27 protein-coding genes and 1 tRNA gene are annotated in these 23,207 nt (G+C 65.5%); 12 read left to right on the top strand and 16 right to left on the bottom strand.

The genetic code is table 11. The features are described from left to right. Window positions 1-47 precede the first annotated feature (47 nt). Both surE and B9N75_RS10625 read left to right on the top strand, forming a co-directional pair. On the top strand, window positions 48-812 hold the full coding sequence (surE, locus tag B9N75_RS10630; protein ID WP_085218778.1) for a 5'/3'-nucleotidase SurE: 765 nt from the start codon (window positions 48-50) through the stop codon (window positions 810-812). After that, a complete protein-coding gene (locus B9N75_RS10625; protein ID WP_085218777.1) occupies window positions 812-1,855 on the top strand; it encodes a potassium channel family protein in 1,044 nt (347 codons plus the stop codon). The genes surE and B9N75_RS10625 overlap by 1 nt, the downstream gene beginning before the upstream one ends. On the opposite strand, the gene B9N75_RS10620 is transcribed toward B9N75_RS10625, so the two are convergent. Beyond that, on the bottom strand, window positions 1,852-4,251 hold the full coding sequence (locus tag B9N75_RS10620; RefSeq protein ID WP_342039329.1) for an ATP-binding protein: 2,400 nt from the start codon (window positions 4,249-4,251) through the stop codon (window positions 1,852-1,854). The genes B9N75_RS10625 and B9N75_RS10620 overlap by 4 nt on opposite strands. A gap of 334 nt (window positions 4,252-4,585) precedes the next feature. On the opposite strand from B9N75_RS10620, the gene rimO reads away from it, so the two are divergent. From rimO to B9N75_RS10600, 4 genes are all read left to right on the top strand, one after another. Next, a complete protein-coding gene (rimO, locus tag B9N75_RS10615; RefSeq protein ID WP_085218776.1) occupies window positions 4,586-5,920 on the top strand; it encodes a 30S ribosomal protein S12 methylthiotransferase RimO in 1,335 nt (444 codons plus the stop codon). A gap of 10 nt (window positions 5,921-5,930) precedes the next feature. Continuing rightward, the gene (locus B9N75_RS10610) at window positions 5,931-7,322 is read left to right on the top strand and encodes a leucyl aminopeptidase family protein (protein ID WP_085218775.1); all 1,392 of its coding nucleotides are present in this window, start codon (window positions 5,931-5,933) and stop codon (window positions 7,320-7,322) included. Between the two features lie 130 nt (window positions 7,323-7,452). Next, on the top strand, window positions 7,453-7,794 hold the full coding sequence (locus tag B9N75_RS10605; RefSeq protein ID WP_085219569.1) for a MarR family transcriptional regulator: 342 nt from the start codon (window positions 7,453-7,455) through the stop codon (window positions 7,792-7,794). Window positions 7,795-7,942: 148 nt separating this feature from the next. Beyond that, a complete protein-coding gene (locus tag B9N75_RS10600; protein WP_157123798.1) occupies window positions 7,943-8,095 on the top strand; it encodes a hypothetical protein in 153 nt (50 codons plus the stop codon). Window position 8,096: 1 nt separating this feature from the next. Here the strand turns inward: B9N75_RS10600 and mltG are convergent, their stop codons facing one another. The 5 genes from mltG to fabD form a co-directional block, all read right to left on the bottom strand. Beyond that, complete coding sequence (gene mltG, locus B9N75_RS10595) at window positions 8,097-9,065, bottom strand: endolytic transglycosylase MltG (RefSeq protein ID WP_085218773.1); 969 nt, start codon at window positions 9,063-9,065, stop codon at window positions 8,097-8,099. Window positions 9,066-9,071: 6 nt separating this feature from the next. Further along, window positions 9,072-10,331, bottom strand: coding sequence for a beta-ketoacyl-ACP synthase II (fabF, locus tag B9N75_RS10590; RefSeq protein ID WP_085218772.1), 1,260 nt, complete (start codon window positions 10,329-10,331; stop codon window positions 9,072-9,074). A 137-nt stretch (window positions 10,332-10,468) separates the two neighbouring features. After that, the gene (locus B9N75_RS10585; RefSeq protein WP_085218771.1) at window positions 10,469-10,705 is read right to left on the bottom strand and encodes an acyl carrier protein; all 237 of its coding nucleotides are present in this window, start codon (window positions 10,703-10,705) and stop codon (window positions 10,469-10,471) included. Between the two features lie 80 nt (window positions 10,706-10,785). Continuing rightward, on the bottom strand, window positions 10,786-11,523 hold the full coding sequence (gene fabG, locus B9N75_RS10580) for a 3-oxoacyl-[acyl-carrier-protein] reductase (RefSeq protein ID WP_085218770.1): 738 nt from the start codon (window positions 11,521-11,523) through the stop codon (window positions 10,786-10,788). Between the two features lie 74 nt (window positions 11,524-11,597). Then, window positions 11,598-12,521: an ACP S-malonyltransferase gene (gene fabD / locus B9N75_RS10575; protein WP_085218769.1), complete on the bottom strand. Its 924-nt coding sequence runs from the start codon at window positions 12,519-12,521 to the stop codon at window positions 11,598-11,600. Window positions 12,522-12,776: 255 nt separating this feature from the next. Here fabD and B9N75_RS10570 point away from each other — a divergent pair, with 255 nt between their 5' ends. Continuing rightward, window positions 12,777-13,175, top strand: a complete 399-nt coding sequence (locus B9N75_RS10570; RefSeq protein ID WP_085218768.1) for a GFA family protein — start codon at window positions 12,777-12,779, stop codon at window positions 13,173-13,175. Between the two features lie 51 nt (window positions 13,176-13,226). On the opposite strand, the gene B9N75_RS10565 is transcribed toward B9N75_RS10570, so the two are convergent. The 3 genes from B9N75_RS10565 to B9N75_RS10555 are packed head-to-tail and all read right to left on the bottom strand — an operon-like array spanning window position 13,227 to window position 14,894. Then, a complete protein-coding gene (locus B9N75_RS10565) occupies window positions 13,227-14,051 on the bottom strand; it encodes a c-type cytochrome (protein ID WP_085218767.1) in 825 nt (274 codons plus the stop codon). A 30-nt stretch (window positions 14,052-14,081) separates the two neighbouring features. After that, window positions 14,082-14,426 carry a hypothetical protein gene (locus B9N75_RS10560; protein ID WP_172840871.1) on the bottom strand — a complete coding sequence of 115 codons (345 nt, stop codon included), beginning with the start codon at window positions 14,424-14,426 and terminating at the stop codon, window positions 14,082-14,084. A gap of 6 nt (window positions 14,427-14,432) precedes the next feature. Continuing rightward, window positions 14,433-14,894 carry a hypothetical protein gene (locus B9N75_RS10555; RefSeq protein WP_085218765.1) on the bottom strand — a complete coding sequence of 154 codons (462 nt, stop codon included), beginning with the start codon at window positions 14,892-14,894 and terminating at the stop codon, window positions 14,433-14,435. 760 nt (window positions 14,895-15,654) lie between these two features. Between B9N75_RS10555 and rpsF the strand changes: the two genes are divergently transcribed. The 4 genes from rpsF to B9N75_RS10530 all read left to right on the top strand — a co-directional run bounded on the left by rpsF (window position 15,655) and on the right by B9N75_RS10530 (window position 17,493). Further along, entirely contained in the window at window positions 15,655-16,074 is a 420-nt protein-coding gene (gene rpsF, locus B9N75_RS10545; protein ID WP_085219566.1) for a 30S ribosomal protein S6, read from the top strand. A 9-nt stretch (window positions 16,075-16,083) separates the two neighbouring features. Continuing rightward, on the top strand, window positions 16,084-16,308 hold the full coding sequence (gene rpsR / locus B9N75_RS10540) for a 30S ribosomal protein S18 (protein WP_085218763.1): 225 nt from the start codon (window positions 16,084-16,086) through the stop codon (window positions 16,306-16,308). 12 nt (window positions 16,309-16,320) lie between these two features. Continuing rightward, complete coding sequence (gene rplI / locus B9N75_RS10535; protein ID WP_085218762.1) at window positions 16,321-16,947, top strand: 50S ribosomal protein L9; 627 nt, start codon at window positions 16,321-16,323, stop codon at window positions 16,945-16,947. Between the two features lie 276 nt (window positions 16,948-17,223). Continuing rightward, a complete protein-coding gene (locus B9N75_RS10530) occupies window positions 17,224-17,493 on the top strand; it encodes a hypothetical protein (RefSeq protein WP_085218761.1) in 270 nt (89 codons plus the stop codon). 88 nt (window positions 17,494-17,581) lie between these two features. On the opposite strand, the gene B9N75_RS10525 is transcribed toward B9N75_RS10530, so the two are convergent. Further along, window positions 17,582-18,880, bottom strand: a complete 1,299-nt coding sequence (locus B9N75_RS10525) for an MFS transporter (RefSeq protein ID WP_085218760.1) — start codon at window positions 18,878-18,880, stop codon at window positions 17,582-17,584. A 272-nt stretch (window positions 18,881-19,152) separates the two neighbouring features. Here B9N75_RS10525 and B9N75_RS10520 point away from each other — a divergent pair, with 272 nt between their 5' ends. Then, window positions 19,153-20,385, top strand: a complete 1,233-nt coding sequence (locus tag B9N75_RS10520) for a L,D-transpeptidase family protein (RefSeq protein ID WP_172840870.1) — start codon at window positions 19,153-19,155, stop codon at window positions 20,383-20,385. 47 nt (window positions 20,386-20,432) lie between these two features. On the opposite strand, the gene folE is transcribed toward B9N75_RS10520, so the two are convergent. The 6 genes from folE to grxC all read right to left on the bottom strand — a co-directional run bounded on the left by folE (window position 20,433) and on the right by grxC (window position 23,150). Next, window positions 20,433-21,047: a GTP cyclohydrolase I FolE gene (gene folE, locus B9N75_RS10515; protein WP_085218758.1), complete on the bottom strand. Its 615-nt coding sequence runs from the start codon at window positions 21,045-21,047 to the stop codon at window positions 20,433-20,435. 113 nt (window positions 21,048-21,160) lie between these two features. Beyond that, entirely contained in the window at window positions 21,161-21,388 is a 228-nt protein-coding gene (locus tag B9N75_RS10510; RefSeq protein ID WP_157123796.1) for a hypothetical protein, read from the bottom strand. Between the two features lie 156 nt (window positions 21,389-21,544). Then, window positions 21,545-21,621 (bottom strand) — tRNA-Arg (locus tag B9N75_RS10505). A 34-nt stretch (window positions 21,622-21,655) separates the two neighbouring features. Further along, the gene (locus B9N75_RS10500) at window positions 21,656-22,069 is read right to left on the bottom strand and encodes a DUF1178 family protein (RefSeq protein ID WP_085218756.1); all 414 of its coding nucleotides are present in this window, start codon (window positions 22,067-22,069) and stop codon (window positions 21,656-21,658) included. After that, window positions 22,066-22,893: a carbon-nitrogen hydrolase family protein gene (locus tag B9N75_RS10495; RefSeq protein ID WP_085218755.1), complete on the bottom strand. Its 828-nt coding sequence runs from the start codon at window positions 22,891-22,893 to the stop codon at window positions 22,066-22,068. Before B9N75_RS10495 ends, B9N75_RS10500 begins: the two co-directional genes overlap by 4 nt. Then, complete coding sequence (gene grxC, locus B9N75_RS10490) at window positions 22,893-23,150, bottom strand: glutaredoxin 3 (protein ID WP_085218754.1); 258 nt, start codon at window positions 23,148-23,150, stop codon at window positions 22,893-22,895. The genes B9N75_RS10495 and grxC overlap by 1 nt, the downstream gene beginning before the upstream one ends. Window positions 23,151-23,207: the final 57 nt, after the last annotated feature.

Raw genomic sequence — 23,207 nt, 5'->3', positions numbered from 1 at the left:
GTTGCCCGCTTGCACCCGCCTCGCCGCGCGGCCATAGCTTTGCGGCGATGCGCATCCTCCTCACCAACGACGACGGCGTGAACGCTGCGGGACTGACGGTTTTGGAGGCGGTCGCAAGTCGCTTTTCCGACGACATCTGGGTGGTCGCCCCGGCGGAGGAGCAGTCGGGCGCGGGCCATTCGCTCACCCTGACCCAGCCGGTTCGGCTGCGGAGGCTCGGCGAGAAGCGCTTCTGCGTGACCGGCACACCGACGGACTCGGTGATGATGGCGATCGCGCATGTGATGAAGGACGATCGGCCCGATCTCGTCCTCTCCGGTGTCAACCGCGGCGCCAACCTTGGCGAGGACGTCACCTATTCGGGCACCGTCTCGGCCGCGATGGAGGGCGCGCTCGCCGGCATCCCGTCGATCGCGCTCAGCCAGAGCTACGCGCGCGAGGGCATGGGCGACAGCGTCCCCTTCGCCGCCGCGGAAGCGTGGGCCGAGCGCGTGCTGCGCCCGATCATCGAGACGCCGATGGAGGCGCGGACCCTGGTCAACATCAACTTCCCGGCGCTTAGCCCAGACGAAGTCCGCGGCGTCCGCGTTACCCAGCAGGGCCTGCGCGATTACGGGCGGCTGCGCATCGACGAGCGTACCGACCCGCGCGGTTACCGTTACTTCTGGTTCGGGCTCGGCCCGATGCTCGAGACTCCCAGCCATTCGACCGATCTCGAGGCGATCGCCGACGGCTATGTTTCGGTCACGCCGCTTCACCTCGATCTGACCCACGGGCCGTCGCTCGGGTGGCTGGCAGAACTCTATACCTGATGGCCCGCCGCCGCCGCGGACTCGATTATTCGACCTTGCAGCGCAAGGGGCGCCTCCCCGTCTGGCTATCCATAACCTGGCGCGCTTTGTTCGTCGTCGGGCTGCTCGGCGTCGCGGTGCTGGTCCACTGGATCGAGCGCGACGGCCTTAAGGACAATTACGACGGCCACGTCAGCTTCTTGGACGTGGTCTATTTCACCATGATCAGCGTCACCACCACGGGCTATGGCGACATCGCCCCGGTCAGCGACCGCGCGCGGCTGTTCGACGCGCTGATCGTGACGCCGATCCGCATCTTCGCGGTGCTCATCTTCCTCGGCACCGCCTACAGCTTCGTATTCCGGCGCACATGGGACAGATGGCGAATGGCCTACATACAGCGGCACTTGCACGATCATATCATCGTCGCCGGCTTCGGCACGACCGGCTCGGAGGCGGTCGACGAACTCATCGCGCGTGGCACCGACCCTTCGTGCATCGTGGTGATCGACGGCGACATGCAGGCGCTTGAGCGCGCGAAGGCGCTCGGCTGCGCGGTGATGGAGGGCGACGCGACGCGCGACAAGGCCCTCCACGCAGTCAAGATCGAGCGCGCACGGTCAATGATCGTCACCGGCGGCAGCGACGACACCTCGATCCTCATCACGCTCACCGCGCGCCATCTCGCGCCGCATCTCGGCATCAGCGTGGTGGTCCGCAACGAGGATAACGAGACGTTGGCGCATCAGGCGGGCGCTACCACCGTCATCAACCCGGTGAGCTTCGCCGGGCTGCTGCTCGCCGGATCGACTCACGGCCCGCACATTTCCGACTATCTGATGGATCTCGCCTCGGATCGCGGCCGCGTGAAGCTGGTCGAGCGGATGGTGAAGCCCGAGGAATGCGGCCGGTCTCTCACCGAAGTCTCGACAGGCATGGGGCTGCGCATCTACCGCGGCGATGCGATGTACGGCTTTTGGGAGCCCGAGGTGGCAACGCTCGTTCCCGGCGACGTGATCGTCGAGATCGTCCCCACGTCCGCACGCGAAGTGCACGACGCCTAACTGTCGAGCGCGGCTCGCACCTTGGCCGCAAGCTGCTCAATGCCGAACGGCTTGGGCAGGAAATTCGTCCCGGGATCGAGCACGCCGTTATGCACCACGGCGTTGCGCGTATAGCCGGTCGTGAACAGGATTTTGAGACCGGGCAATGCTTTGAGCGCACGGTCGGCGAGCTGCCGCCCGGTCATATCCGGCATCATCACATCGGTGAACAGCAAGGTCACCTGCTGCCCGCCCTCGATCAGCGCCAACGCCTCCGGCCCGCTCGCCGCCGAGATGACGGTATAGCCGAGTTCGCGCAGCGCCTCGACGGAATAGGCCCGGACCCGCGCCTCGTCCTCGACTACCAAGATCACTTCGTCGCTATGCCCGTCGGCTGTCGCGGCCTCCGCGGCGCGCACGGCAACATCCTCGTCGGGCCCGTAAAAGCGCGGCAGATAGAGCTTTACCGTCGTCCCGGAGCCGGGCTCTGAGTAAATCTTCACATGGCCGCCGGACTGGCGGACGAAGCCGAAGACCTGGCTCAGGCCAAGGCCTGTCCCCTTGCCGATGCCCTTGGTCGTGAAGAAAGGATCAAAGGCTTTTTCGATGACATCGGCCGTCATCCCTTCGCCTGTGTCGGTGACCGCGATCTGTACATATTGGCCAGGCTCAATCGCTGCATCGCGGGCGTAACTGTCGTCGACATGGACGTTGCACGTCTCGATCGTCAGCCTTCCGCCGTCGGGCATCGCGTCGCGAGCATTGACGCACAGGTTGAGAATCGCGCTCTCGGTCTGGCTCGGATCGGCATGCGCGCGCCACAGGCCCGCCGCAAGGACCGTCTCGACACGCGCCTGCTCGCCCAGGGTGCGGACCAATAGCTCGGTCATGTCGGCCACCAAGCGATTGGCATCGACGGGCTTGGGATCAAGCGGCTGCTGCCGCGAGAAGGCGAGCAGCCGTTGGGTCAGCGACGCGGCGCGCTCGGCGCCCTCCATCGCGCCATCGATATAGCGGTCGAGATCGGTCTCGCCGCGCGCCAGCCGTCGCTTCAAAAGGTTCAGTCCGCCGATAACGACGGCCAGCATATTGTTGAAATCATGTGCGATACCGCCGGTCAACTGACCGACCGCTTCCATCTTCTGAGCCTGCCGTAGCTGCTCTTCGGCGCGCAACAGCTCGGCGCTGCGTTCCGCAACCTGCGCCTCGAGCGACGCGGCGAGTGCGCGGAGGTCGCCTTCGGCGCGCCGCCGCTCGGACGCCGATCGGGTACGCTCCGCGAGATCGCGCATGAAGGCGATATCGGCGTCGCGCCACTGCCTGGCCTCTGCATGGTTGACGAACACCAGGGCGACAAACTCGCCTTGCTCGGTAACCGGCATGTTGATGAAGGAATGTGCGCTTATCGCCTTCAGGGCATCGGCCGTCGCACGGGTGCGGGAATCGGTGTCGGCATTCTCGCAGGCCACGGTCTCGCCGCGCTTCAGATCGTCGATATACGTCCCGTAATCGCGAAAATGCAGCGTTCCCGCGATCGACTTTACGCCAGGCGCGTTCCAGTCGCGCTCGATGGTGATCGTCTCGGCTTCTGGGTCGATCGTTCCATAGCCGGCGCGGCTGACCCCCAGGGTGCGGCCGAGGATTTCGGCGGACGTCTCGGCAATATCCACCGGATCGTCGAGGTCGCGCAGCCGCTCGTCGAGTTCGATCAGTGCGCGGCGGCGATCCTCCTCGCGGCGCCGTTCGCTGATATCGAGGACGATGCCGGGAAAGCGCAGCGTCCCGGTGGTGGCGTCGCGCTGGCAGCGCCCCGTCGCCAAGACCCAGGTGATTTCGCCATCGGCACCCACCAGCCGATATTCTTCGGCGAATTCGCTCGCCTCGGCTATCGTAGAGTTGATGGCCGAACTGACGCGATCTACGTCGTCAGGGTGAAAGCGGCCGACATAATCGGCGATCGGCGCGCCGTCTGCGGCGCGATCGGGATCCACGCCGTAAAGCTCCGCGAACCGGCGGTCTGCACGGACACGATCGGCACTCACGTCCCAGTCCCAGGTGCCAACCTTCGACGAGCCTAACGCACGCTGCAGCCGCTCCTCGCTGTCGCGCACTGCCCGTTCCGCGAGAACCGCGTCGGTGGTTTCATTGCCTTGATTGAGAATGCCCACCACCGCGCCGGATTCGTCGACGATCGGCGAGAAACTGTAGTTCCAATAGGTCTCGTGCGGCACGCCGCCGCGCTCCATCGGCAGCATCTGGTTGAACGTGACAAAACCCTCACCGGTCGCCATCACCGCCGCCAATTGCGGCTCGATGACCTCCCAGATGTCGGCCCATACTTCACGTGCCGGGCGGCCGAGCGCCCAAGGATGCCGCTCCGCCGGGATGGGCGCCCAAGCGTCATTGTAGAGAAGCACCAGGTCAGGGCCCCAATAAATGGCGCTCGGAAATTTCGAGTGGAGGCAAAGATCGAGCGCGATGCTTAGCGCGGCGGGCCATTCTTCAACCGAACCGAGAGATGACGCCGCCCAATCGTGATCGCGAATGCGTCCACCCATCTCGCCGCCACCGGCAAATCGCGGAGAGTTCGGACGCTCCTGCAGATTCAACGAAACCCCCGTTTGTTGCCCTGATGGAAGACTGCGCCGGCCGGACGACCCGGCGCTGCCCCCCTCAATTCGTATACACGGCGGGGGTTCCCGCGCACCTCTAGGAAATCGTCGCGGAAATCGCTATGTGGCGCGCCTTCCCATGGCTACCACCCTTCCCTCCCCGCCCAAGGTGGGCATGGTCTCGCTCGGCTGTCCCAAGGCGCTGGTCGATTCCGAACGCATCCTGACCAAGCTCAGGGGCGACGGCTATGCCATGTCGCCCGACTATGCGGGGGCGGATGTGGTGCTGGTCAACACCTGCGGCTTCCTCGACTCCGCCAAGGAGGAGAGCCTGGCCGCAATCGGCGAGGCGATCGCCGAGAACGGCCGTGTGATCGTCACCGGCTGCATGGGCAAAGAAGCCGAGGTGATCCGCGCCCGCTTCCCGGATGTGCTCGCGGTCACCGGGCCGCAGCAATATGAGCAGGTCGTCGGCGCCGTCCACGACGCCGCGCCAATGCCGGCCAACGCCTTCCTCAACCTCGTGCCCGAGGGCGGGCTGAAGCTCACGCCGCGGCACTACAGCTATCTGAAGATTTCGGAAGGCTGCAACCACCGCTGCGCCTTCTGCATCATACCTTCGCTGCGGGGCGATCTCGCCAGCCGCCGTCCCGACGCGATCCTGCGTGAAGCCGAGAAGCTGATCGCGGCGGGCACCAAGGAACTGCTGGTCATCAGCCAGGACACGTCGGCCTACGGGCTCGATCTGAAGCACGCGTCCTGGCCGTGGAAGGGCAGCGAGGTGCGTGCACATATGACCGATCTGGCGCGCGAGCTCGGCAAGCTCGGCGCCTGGGTGCGGCTCCATTACGTTTATCCCTATCCTTACGTGGACCGGATCATCCCGCTGATGGCCGAGGGCTTGATCCTCCCCTATCTCGACATCCCGTTCCAGCATGCGAGCCCGACCGTTCTAAAGGCGATGAAGCGTCCCGCGAACGAAGCGAAGGTGCTGGAGCGCATCCGTGGCTGGCGTGAGATCTGCCCGGACATCGCGATCCGCTCGACCTTCATCGTCGGCTTCCCCGGCGAGACCGATGCCGATTTCGAATATTTGCTTGAATGGCTAGAGGAAGCGCAGCTCGATCGCGTCGGTGCCTTCCGCTTCGAGCCTGTCGCGGGCGCGACCGCCAACGATCTGCCCGGCGCGGTGCCGGAAGAGGTCAAGGAAGAGCGCTACGCCCGATTCATGGAAAAGACCGCAGCGATCAGCGCTGCCAAGCTCGCCGCCAAGGTGGGACGTACGCTCGACGTGATCGTCGATCTTGTCGACCATGAAGGCGGCGCAACGGGCCGCTCGCAAGCCGATGCGCCGGAGATCGACGGCGAAGTCCATCTCCGCGACGCAGGTTGCCTCAAGCAGGGCGACATCGTTCCGGTGCTGATCGAAGACGCTGACGAACATGACCTGTTCGGAGTGCCCGCGACGGCATAAGAGAGCGTCCATGACCGATCTCGCTCCCCTGCTGCAGGCCGACAAGGGCCAGACCGCCACCGCCATCACGCTTGTCGACAAGTCGGGCTTCGACGCCTGGCTGAAAGCCCAGCCGGAGCGGGTGCGGAGCGCCGTGAACGGGCAGGCGTTCAAGGCCGAATGCCACCAGATCGCGATCCTGCCCGGCGACAAGGCGGACTGGTCAGTGGTGGCGGGCGTCGCCGATTGCGGCAAACGCACGCCCTGGTGCCTGGCGCGAGCGGCGGAAGTACTTCCCGAAGGCACATATCGCATCGCGGAAGCATCGCCCGGGCCGGCGGCGCTAGGATGGCTGCTCGGCCAATATGTATTCGACCGCTACAAGGAAAAGCCGTCCACCAAGGGGCCTCGTGTCCTCCTCTCCGACGATCCGGCTCGCATCGCGGAGATGGTGGCGATCGCCGAGGCCACGTTCCTGGTCCGCGATCTCGTCAACACGCCCGCCGGCGATCTCGGCCCTGTCGAGTTGGAAACTGCCGCCCGCGCTGTGGCCGATCGCAGCAAAGCGCAGATCACGGTCACAATGGGCGCTGAACTCGCCGAAGGCTATCCGATGATCGCCGCGGTCGGGGTGGCTGCGAGCGACGATCGCGCGCCGCGGCTGGTTGAAATCGAATGGGGCGATGCGAAGCATCCCCGCATCGCCATCGTCGGCAAGGGCATCACCTTCGACACAGGCGGACTCGATATCAAGGCGGCATCTGGCATGCGGCTTATGAAGAAGGACATGGGCGGCGCCGCGCATGCACTGGCGTTGGCCGATCTCATCATCCGGCAACGCCTGCCGGTTCGCCTCCATCTGCTGCTCGCCATCGCCGAAAATGCCATTTCGGGCGCTGCGCTGCGGCCGGGCGATGTATTGACCAGTCGCAAGGGCCTGACCGTAGAGATCGCCAACACCGACGCCGAAGGGCGCCTCGTCCTCGCCGACGCGCTCGACAAGGCCGCGGAGGGCGAGCCCGAAATGATCCTCGACTTCGCAACGCTCACCGGCGCGGCGCGCGTCGCGCTCGGTCCGGATCTGCCCGCGCTGTTCGCCAATGACGAGACGCTGGCAGCGGCGCTGCTCGACGCCTCCGAAGTCAGCGGCGATCCGGTCTGGCGGCTGCCGCTGTGGACGCCGTACAATGAGCTCTACGCGTCGGACACCGCCGATTTCGGGAATGCATCGGAGGGCGGTTTCGCGGGATCGATCCTCGCCGCTTTGTTCCTACAGCGGTTCGTGCCCGACACAACGCCCTGGGCGCATTTCGACACTTTCGCCTGGCGTCCGGTGGTGAAGCCGGGCCGCCCCCGCGGTGGCGAAGCGCTTGGCCTCCGCGCCGCCTGGGCGATGCTTTCAAAACGCTACGGGCAGAGCTGAAATCTCACTTTTTCGCCGTTTTTGCGTAACCTTAACGAAACGAAACCGGCGCTGGCTGGTTATAGCTCCGAAACGTCAATAGGCGCGAAAACGGAGAACATACGTGGCAGACCGCGCGCTCGTGAACTGGATGCAGACCTTGGTGGGCTATGTCCGCTCGGGTCAGCCCGATCTCACCAACCGGCAGATGGCGCTCATGCTGCTGGTGTACCTTACTCCCGGCCCGCATACCGTGCGCGGTCTCGCCAACATTCTCGGCGTGTCGAAGCCCGTTATCACGCGCGCCTTGAATACGTTGGGGACGCTCGGCTATCTGCGTCGGGTACGCGACGAGGCGGACCGCAGGAACGTGTTCGTCGCCAAAACCAACACCGGGCAGGAATTCCTTGAAGGATTCGAGCAGAATATCGAGCAGGAGGGACACTCCCGCCGCTCCGGCCGCGAGCGCGGGTTCATCCTCCAGCACGGCTGAGCGATTCTCGCTTTCCGGGCCATCGATCCCGCTCGATCCCAAGGTTCACGCTTATCGCAGCGATATCGCCGATATCGCGCTCGCCGGGCAGTTGATCGCGCCGCATTACGCCCGCCCCGTTTGGCGAAAGGCGGGAGCGGATGCGGTTTTGTGGGCTTCGGCGGGCGAGACCGACCGGATCGGCGATCTGGCGGACGGCGAGGAGTTCGCCGTTCTCGACGTTACCGGCCAATGGGCCTGGGGATATCGCCGGGCCGATCATCGCGTCGGCTACGTCGCCGCCGCCAAACTCAAGCCCTAGCTCACATTTCGCCGCGGGCGCGGCGGATGGCATACCATTTGGCGACATTGGCATTGTGCTCGGCGAGTGTGTCGGCGAACACATGCCCGCCGGTCCCGTCCGCGACGAAGAATAGCGCGCTTGTTATTTCCGGATTCAGCACCGCCGCAATCGATTCGCGGCCCGGATTGGCGATCGGCCCGGCTGGGAGGCCAGCGCGGGCGTAGGTGTTGTAGCCATTGTCCGCCTGAAGCTCGGATCGCAGGATGCGCCGTCCCAGCGGCCGCCCCTTCGTGATCGGATAGATCACCGTCGGATCGGCATCGAGCTTCATCCCCTGCTTGAGACGGTTGGTGTAGACGCCAGCGATCATCCGCCGCTCGGACGGCTTGGCGGTCTCCTTCTCCACCACTGCGGCCAGCGTCACCGCTTCCTGCTTGCTGGAAACCGCGATGTCTGGCTTCCGCGCAGCCCACAAGCGATCCAGCTCCTTGGTCATCGCCGTCTGCATCCGCGCCAGCACTGCAGCGCGGGTCTCGCCCCGCAAGTAGCTGTAGCTGTCGGGCAGGACCGATCCCTCTTCAGGCACCGCCGCCGGGCCGGTCAGATAGGGCGCCTTGGCGAGCCGCTCCTGCACCAGCACCGAGGGCAGGCCTTCCGGAATGACTACAAAGCGCTGGACCGTCTTTCCGCTCTGGAGCAGCGCGAGGATATCGGCGGCGCTGGCCCGCGCCGGAACCTCATATTCGCCTGCCTTGATCGATCCGCCGGCTGCTAGCAGTCGCGACTGGAGCCGGAACAGATCGGCGGAACGGAGCGCGCCTTCCTGCTCGAGCAGATCGGCAGCGCGCGTTAGGCTCGCGCCCTGCGGCACGACGACGACGACCGGCTTGTCCGCCGGCCCCGCCCCCGTCCAGCTCCACAGGAAAGCACCGCCCGCGGCAATGGCGGCCAAGACGAGAAGAAGGCCGAAGCCGGCCAGCCAACGCATGATGCGTCAGGCCGCCTTCATCACCAGCGAGGCGTTGGTGCCGCCGAAGCCGAAGCTGTTGTTGAGCACCGCCTTCACCGGTCGCTCCTTGGCCTTGTGCGGCACCAGATCGACGCCTGCGCAATTGTCGCTCGGATTGTCGAGGTTGAGCGTCGGCGGGACGATCTGGTCGCGCATCGCGAGGATGCAGAAAATGCTTTCCACCGCGCCCGCGCCGCCGAGAAGGTGGCCGATTGCCGATTTGGTCGATGACATCGAGAGATCGCCGATCGCATTGCCGAACAGCTTGCGGACCGCGCCCAGCTCCAGCTCGTCGCCGAGCGGGGTCGAGGTGCCGTGCGCATTGATATAGTCGATGTCGGAGAGCTGAAGGCCGGACTTGCGCATCGCCATTTCCATCGAACGATAGGCGCCAGATCCTTCGGGATGCGGCGCGGTGACATGATAGGCATCGCCCGAAAGCCCGTAGCCGATTACTTCCGCATAGATTTTGGCGCCGCGTTTCTTGGCGTGCTCATATTCCTCGAGCACCACCACGCCCGCGCCCTCGCCCATGACGAAACCGTCGCGATCCTTGTCATAGGGGCGGCTCGCCTTCTCGGGCGTGTCGTTAAAATTGGTCGAGAGCGCGCGCGCCTGCGCGAAGCCGGCGATGCCGATCGGGCAGATCGCGCCCTCCGCGCCGCCCGCGAGCATGACGTTGGCGTCGCCGTCGCGGATCATACGCGCCGCATCGCCGATTGAATGCGCGCCGGTCGAGCAGGCGGTGACGACAGCGTGGTTCGGCCCCATCAGGCCATATTTGATCGAGACCTGCCCCGAGATGAGGTTGATGAGGCGGCCGTGGACGAAGTGCGGCGAGACGCGGCGCGGGCCCTTTTCGGCCAGCACCAGCGATTCCTTCTCGATCCCCGGCAGGCCGCCGATGCCCGATCCGATCGAGCAGCCGGCCATCAGCCGCTCTTCCTCGCTCATGTCGGTGAGGCCGGCGTCTTCGAGCGCCTGCCCCGCAGCGTCGATGCCGTAGACGATGAACGGATCGACCTGCCGCTGTACCTTGTGGTCGACGCGCTTGTCGGGATCGAAGCCATATTCGTGATCGGCCGGCTTCACCTCGCAGGCGATCTTGCAGGCATAGTCGCTGGCATCGAACCGCGCGATCCGGGCCGCGCCGCTTTTCGAAGCGAGGATGTTGCGCCACGCGGTCTCCACGTCGGCGCCCAGCGGCGTGACCAGCCCCAATCCGGTGACGACTACGCGGCGCATATAGCTAAACTCCCGTGATACATGACAAAACGGCTCCCCGGCCTAGGACGGGGAGCCGTTTTCAGACAAGCGGCTCGATAACCGTCCCGGCGGCGCCCGTCGGCGCCGGCTGCGGGCCGTCGTATCGCCCGAATGCGTCAGGCCTTGTTGGTCTCGATGTAATCGATCGCGTCCTTCACGGTCGTGATCTTCTCGGCCGCATCGTCGGGGATCTCGACGCCGAATTCCTCTTCGAACGCCATCACCAACTCGACGATGTCGAGGCTGTCGGCACCCAGATCGTCGATGAAGCTCGCTTCCTCGGTGACCTTCTCGGCTTCGACGCCGAGATGCTCGACGACGATCTTCTTAACGCGCTCGGCGGTCTCGCTCATATGCTTCCCTTCCCGTTTTGGGTGTTTGACCGTTGCCCTAACCTTGCCGCTTGATGCTGGCAAGAGGGCGGCAAATGCCGTCAGATCATCGCCATGCCGCCGTTGACGTGGAGCGTCTGCCCGGTGACGTAACCGGCCTCGCGGCTGGCGAGATAGACGGCCGCCGCGCCGATATCCTCGCCCGCGCCGAGTTTGCCCGCCGGAATCTTCGTGAGCAGCGCCTCCTTCTGCGCATCGGGCAGCCCCTCGGTCATCGCCGAGGCGATGAAGCCGGGCGCGATGCAATTGACGGTGATACCGCGGCTCGCAAGCTCCTGCGCCAGCGCCTTGGACATGCCGACGAGCCCTGCCTTGGATGCGGCGTAATTCGCCTGCCCGGGATTGCCCGTGGTGCCGACCACTGAGGTGATCGAAACGATCCGGCCGAACCGTGCCTTCATCATCGGCCGGGTGGCAGCGCGCGCGAGCCGGAACGCAGCCTCCAGATTGACGCGGATCACTTGATCCCACTCCTCGTCCTTCATCCGCATGGCAAGATTGTCGCGCGTCACGCCGGCATTGTTGACGAGGATATCGAGCGTCCCCAGCGCCTCAACCGCCTGCGGCACCAGCGCATCCACCGCGGCACCGTCGGAGAGGTTGCAGGCGAGCGCGACATGATCGCGGCCGAGCTCGGCGCGGAACGCCTCCAGTTTGGCTCCATTGGAGCCGGACACAGCCAGCCGTGCCCCCTGCCCCGCCAACGCCTTCGCGATCGCCGAACCGATCCCGCCAGACGCACCGGTCACGAGGGCGGTCATTCCGCTAAGGTCGAACATTCTTCTCTCCCGTCATTCCAGCAAAGGCTGGGGTCCAAGCGGACTGCGCGCCGCTGATACGGCCGTCGTGACGGCTAGATTTCCTTCACCAGCGCTTCGATGTCGTCCATCGTGACGACGCTGGTGACGGTCGCGTCGGGGGCGATGCGTTTTACCATCGGGCCGAGCACCTTGCCGCCGAACTCGACGAAATCGGTAACGCCCGCATCCCACATCGCGGAAACGCTTTCGCGCCAGCGGACCATGCCGGTGACCTGATCGACCAGCAGGCCGCGGATTTCGGTTGGATCGCGGACCGGCGCGGCGGTGACGTTGGCGTAGAGCGGAACCGCAGGTGCCGCGATCCGAGCATCCGCCAAGGCCTGCGCCATGCGGTCCGCTGCGGGCTGCATCAGCGGGCAGTGGAACGGTGCTGAGACGGGCAGCAGCACGGCGCGCTTGGCGCCCATATCCTTGGCGAGCGCGACCGCGCGGTCGATCGCGCCCTTGTGGCCGGAGATGACGACCTGGCTCGGGTCGTTGTCGTTGGCGACGGTGCAGACCTCGCCCTCCGCCGCCGCATCGGCGATCTTTTGCGCGAGGCCAACGTCGGCGCCAAGCAACGCGGCCATCGCGCCCACGCCCACCGGCACCGCCGCCTGCATCGCCTGCCCACGCAGCTTGAGGAGCCATGCCGTGGTAGCGAGATCGAGCCCGCCCGCCGCGCAGAGCGCCGAATATTCGCCGAGGCTGTGGCCGGCGACGAAATCGGCCTTGGCGGCGAGGTCGATGCCCGAAGCGCGCAGCGTCGCAAGCGCATTGGCCATGATCGCCGGCTGCGCATTTTCGGTCAGCGTCAGTTCGTCCGCCGGGCCTTCCGCCATAAGCTGGGCGAGATGCTGGCCCAGCGCGTCGTCGACCTCGGCGAAAACGTCCCGCGCCGTGCCGCTCGCTTCGGCGAGCGCCTTGCCCATGCCGACCGCCTGGCTGCCCTGCCCCGGAAAGATGAATGCGCGCATCGGACGTCCTCCTGTTCGCGCGGGCTGGTAGGCCAGCGCCGCCCGGATAGGCAAGCCGGGCGGCCTCCGATCGGGCGAAAGGTCCCAATGCACTGACGCGCATGGTTTGCGGCCGTAGGGCGGGAGCAGACAAGCCTCACTGCAGCCGAGTCGCGCGCGAGCCTGACAGAGGCGATCCTACATGTATCCAACAATCCCGCGCGCTTGCGGATTGCGGCACCGGAAGGGTAGCGTCTGTGACGGGGAGAAGACGCGGTGCTCGAAGGATCATGCCTGTGCGGCGCGGTGACGTTCAGCGTCGCGGAGCCGCTGCACGCGCCGGACGGCTGCCATTGCACCGCCTGCCGTAAGCATTCGGGCCATTATTTCGTCTCCGCGGACGTGCCGAAGACGGCGCTGACGGTGCGGGGCGACGACAAGATCACCTGGTTCCAGTCATCGCCCAAGGTGCGACGCGGCTTCTGCGCGGTGTGCGGGTCGTCGCTCTTCTGGGACCCGATCGAGCGGGACTGGATCGGCGTTGCGATGGGCGCCTTCGATACGCCGACGGGCATCAAGATAGCGGTCCACGTCTATACGGACGAGAAAGCCGACTATTACGACATCGGCGACGACGCGCCCAAGTTCGAGACCGTGCCGCCGCGACCAGTGTGATGCCGTTTCGTCGATGACGAGCGGCGCCGAGAGACAGCGCTCTCGACTGCGCTAGGGCTGCGATCCGACAGCCTGAAGATAAGCGTGAACGGCATCGATCTCATCGTCGGTCAAATGATTGTAGCGCCCGCGCGCGACCTCGCTCATCAGCCCGACCTCTCGTCCGCCCGCTGCGACACCGGTGCGCAGCAGATGCCGGAAATCCTCACGTTCGTAGCCCGCAACCATGCGCAGATCGGGCCGCGCCGCCGCGCCGGGATGAGGCTCACCGCCACGCAGGTCCATGCCATGGCATTCGGCGCAGGTCGCTCGCACGATATGACGGCCGAGCGCATGACCTGCCCCGGCGTCTGGCGGGGATAGCGCGCCTTCCTCGCGGACCCGATCGCGCGAGGATTTCCACAGGCCGGCCGCGATTTCGCGGCGGGCGCCTTCATCGAGGCGCGGGGCTGGATGCGCGACACCAGTGGGTGGGCGGCTGCGCAGGAACAGGATCAGCGCGGCCATATCCTCAGGTGCCAACGCGGTGAACAGGTGCGAGGGCATTTCCCACAGCGGGGTGCCGTCCGGGTGCGCCCCGCTGGCGATGACTTTGGCAAGCTGATCGTCGGTATAGCGCGGCACGGCCCGCGTGAGATTCGCGGTCCACAATCGGGCGAAACCCGGCTCGCTCCAATCCTGCCCGGCGAGATCCTCGCCATGACAGCCGATGCAGCCGAGCACATAGGCCAGGCGTTCGCCGTGTTCGAGCGGGGAGGCCTCGGCCTGGGCGAATCGAACCGGCGCGGGTTTGGCAACGAACTGTTCGGCACTCTGCTCCCGGCATCCCGCCAGAAGCAGCGCAAAGACCATGAGATTGCAGATGCCTTTGGTCATTCGCGCCTCCCCAGCCGCGATCGCGCAACCTTACACGCGCCCACCACTTCCGGTGTCTCTCCGCCGCGGTGCCGCTCCGCCGCCCCGCCGAGCGAGCCATTTGTACAGCTTGAACCAAAGAAAACAGAGGCCGCCGAAGATCAGCGCGGCAATGGCGGTCACCGCCAAAGCACTGAAAGTGCGCTCGGCATCGGTGGGGCATGACGCGTTCGTTTCCGGAAAGCAGTCGCCCGCGATCTGCGCGAATGCGATAAACATCGCAAAGCCCAAGTAAGGGATTGCGGCGGCAGCGCCCGCAATGGTGAGGATCACGCGAAACACAATCATCGGCTTGTTAGGCACCTGACCGTGACGAGTGTCTCTGCCGGTGGACATCTTGACCTAACTCTCATGTCTACCCTCGGAACGAACAGTGCGATCAAACTTGACCGCCAGCATAGCGGCCAAAAGGCTGAACAGCATCACAGGCGCCCCGAAAATCACTGGCAGGAAGCCAACGCCCAACGCTGCGGCTGTCCATTTCTCTTCATTCATGGCCTCTTGCGCGCCCCAATATCCGACCGCGTAAAGGCCGGTGAGCGCAAGCATGGCCACAGCGAATATGGCTCTGGCTTGATGGCCCGATGTTATCTCGCCAGTCTTCGCGCAAATCAGAGAAATCGCGAGGAAGGGCGTGAACATATAGGCCATGCCAACCAGTTCGACCGGCTCCCATTCCGATAGCCGGCGCAGAGCTTCGGTCGGAGAATTGGCGCCGATCGCCAATCCAGCAAATGTTTCCGCGCCTATGGTAGCGACGAGAAATGCCAGTAGAGCGATAGCCAGATAGGTTCTCAGCCGCATAATGGCGCTCTAGCCGAAATCCGGGTGACAGCCACTTGCCCATTTCACGGCTGAGGCATCCCTTGCTGTTGCGTATGCGGCTGCTCGCGGGAGGAGGATCGTCAATGACCTTAAAGCCTATTTGAACCCTATTGTGCTGACCAATTTGTGCTCATCAAGCCGACCTTGGTAATTCGACTGCGAAGGTCGACTACCGCCACGAACGCTACATCCTCCACGCCCTCGATGTCGAAAGTCAGGTATCGGTTGCCCTCGCTGTCCGCCCACTCTTCGTAAAAGCTTAGCGAACGCGTCGAACCACTATGCGCGTAGCATTTATCGATTTCGGCGATCAGCCTCGTTTCCACTCGAGGAGCGGAGACCTCACGGAGGTCGGCAAAATGCGTCGACATACCTTTGCCAGCGTCGCTCCAAAAATCAGGACAATCTGAAGATTGAGGCGTGCAGGCCAGCGCGGCGCTGGCTAGCAAGATGACAGCCCAATTTTTTCACAGACCTCATTCAATAATTCACGCATAAAAACCCTCACGACGCAACGGTTTCGGGAATGAATGGGGCGCCGCGACGATATGCGCGGTCGTTGGCCCGGGATGGCTTGGCGGGCTAGCGCCCCTTGCTTTTCGCGCCTCTTTCCGTCAAAGGCACGCGCGTCCGGGGCGAAGGTTCATCCTTTGCGCCTCGGTTTAGCATTTGAGACGACAGCCGGAGGGGCGTTCGCATCGGGCGGCGTCAGCGATCGGCCAACATGAAGGACGCGAACATGCCGCTCTACGAGCATGTGTTTCTCGCGCGTCAGGATCTGGCACAAGCCCAGGTCGACGCGCTGGCGGAAACCGCCACCAAGATCGTCGAAGACCAGGGCGGCAAGGTCGTCCGCACCGAAACCTGGGGTCTTCGCAATCTCGCCTATCGCATCTCGAAGAATCGCAAGGCGCACTATGTCGCGCTCGATTTCGATGCGCCGGCGCCCGTCGTCGCGGAGCTAGAGCGCCAGACCCAGATCAACGAAGACGTCATCCGCTACATGACCATCCGCGTCGACGCCCACGAGCAGGGCCCGTCCGCGATGATGCGCCGTGGCGAACGCGACCGGGACCGTGGTGACCGCGGCGACCGTGGGGATCGCGGCGACCGCCGTGGCCCGCGCGGCGATCGCGGCCGTGACGAGAACGAAGGATAAGGACGAGACATGGCCCGCCCATTTTTCCGCCGCCGCAAGAGCTGCCCTTTCTCCGGCAAGGACGCTCCCCGCATCGACTATAAGGACGTGCGCCTCCTCCAGGGCTTCGTGTCCGAGCGCGGCAAGATCGTGCCGTCGCGCATCACCGCCGTATCGGCCAAGAAGCAGCGCGAGCTGGCGCAGGCGATCAAGCGCGCCCGCCACCTCGGCCTTCTCCCCTACGTCGTGAAGTAAGGAGCAGACGTCATGGAAATCATCCTGCTCGAAAGGATCGAGAAGCTCGGCCACATCGGCGACGTGGTGAAGGTGAAGAACGGCTATGCCCGCAACTTCCTCCTCCCCCGCGGCAAGGCGCTTCGCGCGAACGAATCGAACCGCAAGGTCTTCGAGGCGAATCGCGAGAAGATCGAATCGCAGAATGCCGAGCGCCGCAGCGAAGCCGAAAAGGACGCCAAGAAGGTCGACGGGCTGAAGATTCAGCTCATCCGCCAAGCGTCCAACACCGGCCAGCTCTACGGATCGGTCTCCGCCCGCGACCTCGCCGAGGCGCTGGAAGCCGACGGCCAGAAGATCGCCAAGAACCAGATCGTCCTCGACCGCCCGATCAAGGCGATCGGCGTCCATGACGTGAAGGTCTCGCTGCACCCCGAGGTGTCGGTGACGATCAGCGTCAACATCGCCCGCTCGCCCGAAGAGGCCGAGCTGCAGGCGCAGGGCAAGGACGTGATGGCCGAGATGTTCGAAAAGGACACCGCGAGCTTCACCGAAGACTATGACGCCAACGCCGAGCCCGGCACGATCGCCAGCGATGAGGCTCCGGCCGCCGACGCGGGCGAAGCCGGCGAAGGCGAAGAGGAGAAAGCGGAAGGCTGATCGCCCGACGCTCTTTCCAAGGCCAGAATCAGGCCGCCGGTTTGCGCCGGCGGCCTTTTTCTTGCGCGCACGCCTCGATGGCGCGGAGGATCGTGGCACGATCGGCCGCTTGGGGGCTCGTTGGCGCAAGAAAATGCTCGTCGTCCGAATTGCGCGGGCGAAAATCACCAAATATCGCCCCGCACCGCATCGGCCATTGATGCGGCAGGCCCTCGGCGTATGTCTTGCCCCCTTCGCGCGTCCATTTCCGCGCGCGTCCAACAGGGGATTTGATCGATGAAAACCGCAGCCACCGCCCTCGCCGGCGCCAGCCTTCTCCTCCTCGCCGCGTGCGGCGGCACCGAACCGGCGACCACCAACGAGCTCGATACGCTCAACGCCACCGACGAAGTGCTGGTGCCCGAGGACAATCTCACCGATCCGGCGCTGACCGATCCGGCGCTGACCGACGTCAACGCGACGGTGCCTGATCTCAATGCGGTCGATACCAATGCCGCCGCCGACGCGAACCTCAGCGCCGACGCCAATCTCACCAACTCGCAATAAGCGACCGGACACGCACCGCCTGGAAACTCCCTAGCTCCCTATGCGGTGACACTGAGCCTTGGCCCCCGGGCCAAGGTTCTTTTTCATATCAGCGGATCGCGGCGAGCTCGATCCCCTTGGTCTCTCGCGCCAGCAGAGCGGTGATCCCGCTGATCGCGCAGCTCACGCCGACATAGATGGCGACCGGCAGCGCCGACCCCGTCTCGCGATAGAGCCAGAGCGCGATAATCGGCGCCAGTGATCCGGCGAGGATCGAAGTGAGCTGATAGGCGATCGAGACGCCCGAATAGCGGATGCGCGTCGGAAACAGCTCGGCAATGAATGCCGCCTGCGGGCCGTACATTGCGCCGTGAAGCACCAGCCCGACGACGATGGCGAGGATGACGTAGCCGTCGTTCCCGCTCGCCAGCAGCGGGAAGAAGGCGAAGCTCCACGCGGCGAGACCGAGCCCGCCGAACGCATAGACCGGCTTGCGGCCGATCCTGTCCGACAATGCCGCGAAGGCGGGGATCGCGAAGAACTGCACCGCCGCGCCGATCAGCAGCGCATTGAGCGCCAGGCTTCGGCTCTCCGCCGCGACATCGACGAGGAAGGTCAGCGAGAAGACGGTGAGGATGTAATAGGAGATATTCTCGCCCCAGCGGATGCCGGCGCCGAACAGCACGGCGCGGGGCCGCTCGCGGATCACGTCCATCGCCGGGAGCTTGGGCGGCGCCTCCGCCTCGGCGAGCGCGTCCTCGAAGGTTGCGCTCTCGCTGACGCGGTTGCGGATATACCAGCCGACGACCACCAGCGCGGCCGACAACAGGAACGGTATGCGCCAGCCCCAGGCGAGGAAATCGGCCTCGTCCTGGATCGCCGCCATCAACGCGAGGATGCCGGCGGCGAGCAAGTTGCCCGCGGCGACGCCCGCCTGCGGCCAGCTCGCCCAGAAGCCGCGGCGCGCGGCATCGCCGTGTTCGGCGGCCATCAGCACCGCCCCGCCCCACTCGCCGCCGACCGCGAAGCCTTGGACGAGACGGAGGAGGATCAGCGCGAGGGGCGCCCAAATGCCGATCTGCGCATAGGTCGGCAGCAGGCCGATGAGCACGGTCGCGACGCCCATCAGCACGAGGCTCAGCATCAGCAGCCGCTTGCGGCCGATGCGATCGCCATAATGGCCGAAGACGATGCCGCCGACCGGCCGCGCGACGAAGCCCAGCGCATAAGTGGCGAAGGCGAGCAGAGTGCCGGTCAGCGGATCGTAATCGGGGAAGAACAGCCGGTTGAACACCAGCGCCGCGGCCGAGCCGTAGAGGAAGAAATCATACCATTCGATCGTCGTGCCGATGAGGCTGGCCCCAACCACGCGCGTGATCGGCGTCCGCTCGCCCGTCTTCGTCGCCATTTCCGTCCCCTCGACTCGCCGGCCGAAGACTAGAGCGGCGCGCGGCCCGCGCAAATCGGGATGAACGCGGCATGCGGCGCGACGAAGGCCGCAGCGCGTCGTGACAGCGCCGCCCCGGTCGCCGGCTTCATCGCCTCCGTCTCATCGCGGCTGCTTCCATGCGACGCGGAATTAGAGAGAGGATCACCGCGACGGACACGAAATCCGGCGCGACCCCCGCAAAGGCCGGACAGAAAATCCGGCCGGCGGACCCAAACAAAGGATTTCGAACGATGCGTGTCAGCGCAGCCAAACTTGCGGCCGGTGTCGCTTCCGCGGCTCTCAGCCTCCTCACCGTCGCCACCGTGGCGGCGCCCGTGCCCGCGATCGGCAGCACGCCTGCCGCCGCGATCGTCGAAACGCCGCGCACAAACACGCTCTGGTCGCCCGCAGCGATCGCCGATCTGCAGGCGGAGGCGCTCGCCTCGGCGCGTGAGGGTCTCGACCCCACTGCTTATGATCTTGCATCGCTCTCGATGGCTTCCGCGCGCGGCGACACGGCAGAGATCGACCGCGCCGCGACTGCGCTCGCGCTGACGCTGGCCGGCGACTATCTCCACGGCCGCATCGATGCGCGCGGACGGCAGGATTGGCATATCGAGCGCCCCGACGCCGATCCGGCGCTGCTCGCCAACGGCCTGCGCGCCGCGCTTGCCGCCGGACGCGTCCGCGGCTGGCTGCGCGACCAGCTCCCCACCGACGCGCGCTATGCCGCGCTCCGCGCCGCTTATGCGACGACGCCCGAGGGCGATACCGCGATGCGCGACCGGGTCCGCGTGAACATGGAGCGCTGGCGCTGGATGCCGCGCAACCTTGGCAGCGACCATATCTACGTCAACGTGCCGAGCTACACGCTCGCGGTGGTCGACGATGGGCGGCCGGTCTCCACCTATACGGTGGTGGTCGGTGCGCGATCGACGCCGACGCCGCAGATCGCCGTCGCCGCGCAATCGGTGGTGGTGAACCCGTGGTGGAACGTGCCGCAGAGCATCGCCAGGACGCTGACGCCGAGCGCGGCAAAGGGCTATGTCGTCTCCGGCAAGTCGATCCGCCAGAAGCCGGGGCCGTCCAACGCGCTCGGCAAGGTCAAGATCGACATGCCCAACCCGCACGCGATCTACCTGCATGACACGCCTGCGAAGGCGCTGTTCGCCAAGGAATCGCGCGCGCTCAGCCACGGCTGCATCCGTGTCAAGGATATCGACAAGCTGGCCGAGGAGCTGGTCGCGCTCGACAGTGGCGACGGCCGCGCGCTAGAAAGCGCGCTCGCGGGTGCCACGACGCGCACCGTGGCGCTGGGCCGCGCCCGCCCGGTCTATCTCGTTTATTTTACCGCAGAGGCGGGCGCCGACGGCAAGTTGGTCAGCTACGAAGACCCTTATGGCCGAGATGCCGGGCTGGCCAAGAAGCTCGGCCAGTCCGATCGGGTCGCTTCCCGGGATGTCGCAGCGCGACAGGGAGCGTGATCGCTGCGGGTGCCGGGACCATCACCAACGGCACCGATGCGGGGCCATCAGTAGCCCATCAGCGCCAGTACTTCGCGGCGGCTCCGCTCGTCCTCGCGGAAGACGCCCATCATCCGGCTGGTCGTCATCATCACGCCGGGGGTGCGGACGCCGCGCGCGGTCATGCAGGCGTGGCTCGCCTCGATCACCACCGCGACTCCCTGCGGCTGGAGATGCTCCCAGATGCAATCGGCGACCTGTGCGGTCAGACGCTCCTGCACCTGGAGGCGGCGGGCGAAGCCGTGGAGCACGCGCGCTAGCTTAGAGATGCCCACGACCCGATCGCCCGGCAGATAGGCAATCGCCGCCTTGCCGATGATCGGCGCCAGGTGATGCTCGCAATGTGACTGGAAGGGAATGTCCTTCAGCAGCACGATTTCGTCATAGCCGCCGACCTCGTCGAACGTGCGGCTGAGGTGGATCGCGGGATCCTCGCCATAGCCTTGCGCATATTCACGCCAGGCGCGGGCGACGCGATCGGGGGTATCGAGCAACCCCTCGCGCGCGGGATCGTCGCCCGCCCAACGGATCAGCGTCTGCACGGCCTCGCGGACATGCTCGGGCACCGGCGGCTTGCCGCCCGTCCCTTCGACCAGATCGCCGTCTTCGGGTGTGTCGCTCATATCGCTCCTCGCTCGCGCCCGCGATACACGCGGCGTTGCGTTTGGCGAAGGCCGAAACGAAAAAGGCCCCGGCGTCTCCGCCGGGGCCGATCCAAAATGCTTGTGCAGCCGTATTACGGGCTGGTCGGCAGATCGTCGTCGTTGTCGGCAATCTCGATGATGCCCCAGATCAGCAGGCCAAGCGCGATCGCGCCGACGATGTAGAGGCCGGTGCCTTCAAGATTGTTCTCGTCGCTCACGGTCGCGCCGGCGCGAGCCGACGGGCTCAGCGCCTGAGCGGCACTGGCGTGCGCAACAACCGGCGTGACGGCCATCGCCGCCGCAGTGGCCAGAACGGTCATATTCCGCAGCATATTATTGTCTCCCTTTGTCGCGCTGGGCTTTCGGATATCCAAAGCCGCAACGTCAAAGGCAACCGCATGTTCCACGAAAGGCGCGATTATTGCGGCGAATGTGCGGATTAGCCTGGTGTCGAGGCGCAGACGACACGCTTTATTTGGTGACCCCGACAGGATTCGAACCTGTGGCCTACTGATTAGGAATCAGTTGCTCTATCCTGCTGAGCTACGGGGCCGCCGAAGCGGGGTTACGGCGAGCGCGCGATGCGGTCAATTCTCGCTGCCGGGCGGCGGTACGGGAAAGGGCAGCGGCGCAACCCCGATGCCCTCGGCGCGCAGACTTTCCGCTTCGGCCCGCGTCGCCTGGCCGTGGATCGAGCGCGCCTCCGCGTCGCCCAAATGGATGGCGCGCGCCTCGTCGCTGAAACGGGGACCGACATATTCGGACTTGGCGAGCATCTCGCGCTGCGCGGTGGCAAGGGCCGCCATCAGCGCCTTGGCATCGACCGTATCGGCGCTGCCGCCGATGCGCGGCGCCATGACAGCTTTCTCCACCGTGGCGGAACCGCAAAGCGGGCAATCGACAAGGCCGCGGACACGCTGGCTCTCATAATCCGCGCTCGATCCGAACCACGCCTCGAAGACGTGCCCAGCCGGATCGCAGCGCAGATCGAAGACGATCATATATGGAGCGGCGCAGGGATCGCGCGACGGTGGCGGATCGCGGGGACGCGTGCACGCACTGCTTCGACCGCGGATGGATCCACATCGGCGAAACCGACGCCCGTGTCGTCGCCCATGTCGAGGATCACCTCGCCCCAAGGATCGACGACGAGCGAATGGCCGAAGGTCTCGCGCCCGTCCTCGTGCCGCCCCGACTGAGCGGCTGCTACGACGAACACCCCGGCCTCGATCGCACGTGCGCGGAGCAGGACGTGCCAATGCGCCTTGCCCGTCGGCACGGTGAAAGCCGCGGGTACGGACAGGATCGTCGCGCCGGCATCGGTGAGGGTGCGATAAAGGTCCGGAAAGCGCAGATCGTAGCAGATCGACAGGCCGAGCGGCCCGGCAGGCGTTTCGACCACGACCGGCCCCTCCCCACCCGCATAAACGGCAGATTCGCGCCAACTCTCGCCGGTCGCCAGATCGACGTCGAAGAGATGCATCTTGTCATAGCGTGCACGGATCGCGCCGCTGTCGTCGATCACGAAACCGCGGTTGACCAAACGCCCGTCATCGCGCTCGCCGGCGAGCGCCAGCGATCCAATGTGCACCCAGATCCCGGCATCGGCAGCGGCTTCGCGCACCGCTGCGAGGACCGGATCGTCGGCTTCTCTCCGAAGCTGCGGCGTCGCGCGCTGGCGGTCCTGATCCAGAATGCCGCTCATCTCCGGCGTGAACAGCATCTTGGCGCCACCCGCCGCAGCCTCGCGCACGGCCGCGACCAATGCGGCGGCGTTAGCCTCCGGATCGATGCCGGTGCGCGACTGGTGGATGGCGATGCGCATCAGGCGCCGAGCAATGGATCGAGCCCGCCCTCGCGGTCCAGCGCGGCGAGATCGTCGGATCCGCCGATGTGCCGATCCCCGATGAAAATCTGCGGCACGGTCGTCCGGCCACCGGCACGCTGGATCATCTCCTGGCGCTTCTCACCATCGCCGGTAATCTCATATTCCTCGAAAGCCACGTCCTTGCGGCTGAGCAGCTCCTTGGCCCGCGAGCAATAGGGGCAGAAGAATTTGGTGTAGATTTCGACCTTGGCCACGGATCGGCTCCCTTCCCCGCCGAGGTGATTGCTGGCGATGCCCTTGTCAACGCCGGG

It is taken from the genome of Allosphingosinicella indica, assembly GCF_900177405.1.
Taxonomy (GTDB): Bacteria; Pseudomonadota; Alphaproteobacteria; order Sphingomonadales; family Sphingomonadaceae; genus Allosphingosinicella; species Allosphingosinicella indica.
Note: the sequence above shows the minus strand (reverse complement) of the source record. Positions and strands in the feature narration are given on the sequence as shown.

Excerpts from the sequence above, each read along its gene's own strand:
- surE (WP_085218778.1), top strand. The coding sequence starts at position 48 with ATGCGCATCCTCCTCACCAACGACGACGGCGTGAACGCTGCGGGACTG.
- B9N75_RS10625 (WP_085218777.1), top strand. The coding sequence starts at position 812 with ATGGCCCGCCGCCGCCGCGGACTCGATTATTCGACCTTGCAGCGCAAG.
- rimO (WP_085218776.1), top strand. The coding sequence starts at position 4,586 with ATGGCTACCACCCTTCCCTCCCCGCCCAAGGTGGGCATGGTCTCGCTC.
- B9N75_RS10610 (WP_085218775.1), top strand. The coding sequence starts at position 5,931 with ATGACCGATCTCGCTCCCCTGCTGCAGGCCGACAAGGGCCAGACCGCC.
- B9N75_RS10605 (WP_085219569.1), top strand. The coding sequence starts at position 7,453 with ATGCAGACCTTGGTGGGCTATGTCCGCTCGGGTCAGCCCGATCTCACC.
- mltG (WP_085218773.1), bottom strand. The coding sequence starts at position 9,065 with ATGCGTTGGCTGGCCGGCTTCGGCCTTCTTCTCGTCTTGGCCGCCATT.
- fabF (WP_085218772.1), bottom strand. The coding sequence starts at position 10,331 with ATGCGCCGCGTAGTCGTCACCGGATTGGGGCTGGTCACGCCGCTGGGC.
- B9N75_RS10585 (WP_085218771.1), bottom strand. The coding sequence starts at position 10,705 with ATGAGCGAGACCGCCGAGCGCGTTAAGAAGATCGTCGTCGAGCATCTC.
- fabG (WP_085218770.1), bottom strand. The coding sequence starts at position 11,523 with ATGTTCGACCTTAGCGGAATGACCGCCCTCGTGACCGGTGCGTCTGGC.
- fabD (WP_085218769.1), bottom strand. The coding sequence starts at position 12,521 with ATGCGCGCATTCATCTTTCCGGGGCAGGGCAGCCAGGCGGTCGGCATG.
- B9N75_RS10565 (WP_085218767.1), bottom strand. The coding sequence starts at position 14,051 with ATGACCAAAGGCATCTGCAATCTCATGGTCTTTGCGCTGCTTCTGGCG.
- B9N75_RS10560 (WP_172840871.1), bottom strand. The coding sequence starts at position 14,426 with ATGTCCACCGGCAGAGACACTCGTCACGGTCAGGTGCCTAACAAGCCG.
- B9N75_RS10555 (WP_085218765.1), bottom strand. The coding sequence starts at position 14,894 with ATGCGGCTGAGAACCTATCTGGCTATCGCTCTACTGGCATTTCTCGTC.
- rpsF (WP_085219566.1), top strand. The coding sequence starts at position 15,655 with ATGCCGCTCTACGAGCATGTGTTTCTCGCGCGTCAGGATCTGGCACAA.
- rpsR (WP_085218763.1), top strand. The coding sequence starts at position 16,084 with ATGGCCCGCCCATTTTTCCGCCGCCGCAAGAGCTGCCCTTTCTCCGGC.
- rplI (WP_085218762.1), top strand. The coding sequence starts at position 16,321 with ATGGAAATCATCCTGCTCGAAAGGATCGAGAAGCTCGGCCACATCGGC.
- B9N75_RS10530 (WP_085218761.1), top strand. The coding sequence starts at position 17,224 with ATGAAAACCGCAGCCACCGCCCTCGCCGGCGCCAGCCTTCTCCTCCTC.
- B9N75_RS10525 (WP_085218760.1), bottom strand. The coding sequence starts at position 18,880 with ATGGCGACGAAGACGGGCGAGCGGACGCCGATCACGCGCGTGGTTGGG.
- B9N75_RS10520 (WP_172840870.1), top strand. The coding sequence starts at position 19,153 with ATGCGTGTCAGCGCAGCCAAACTTGCGGCCGGTGTCGCTTCCGCGGCT.
- folE (WP_085218758.1), bottom strand. The coding sequence starts at position 21,047 with ATGAGCGACACACCCGAAGACGGCGATCTGGTCGAAGGGACGGGCGGC.
- B9N75_RS10510 (WP_157123796.1), bottom strand. The coding sequence starts at position 21,388 with ATGACCGTTCTGGCCACTGCGGCGGCGATGGCCGTCACGCCGGTTGTT.
- B9N75_RS10500 (WP_085218756.1), bottom strand. The coding sequence starts at position 22,069 with ATGATCGTCTTCGATCTGCGCTGCGATCCGGCTGGGCACGTCTTCGAG.
- B9N75_RS10495 (WP_085218755.1), bottom strand. The coding sequence starts at position 22,893 with ATGCGCATCGCCATCCACCAGTCGCGCACCGGCATCGATCCGGAGGCT.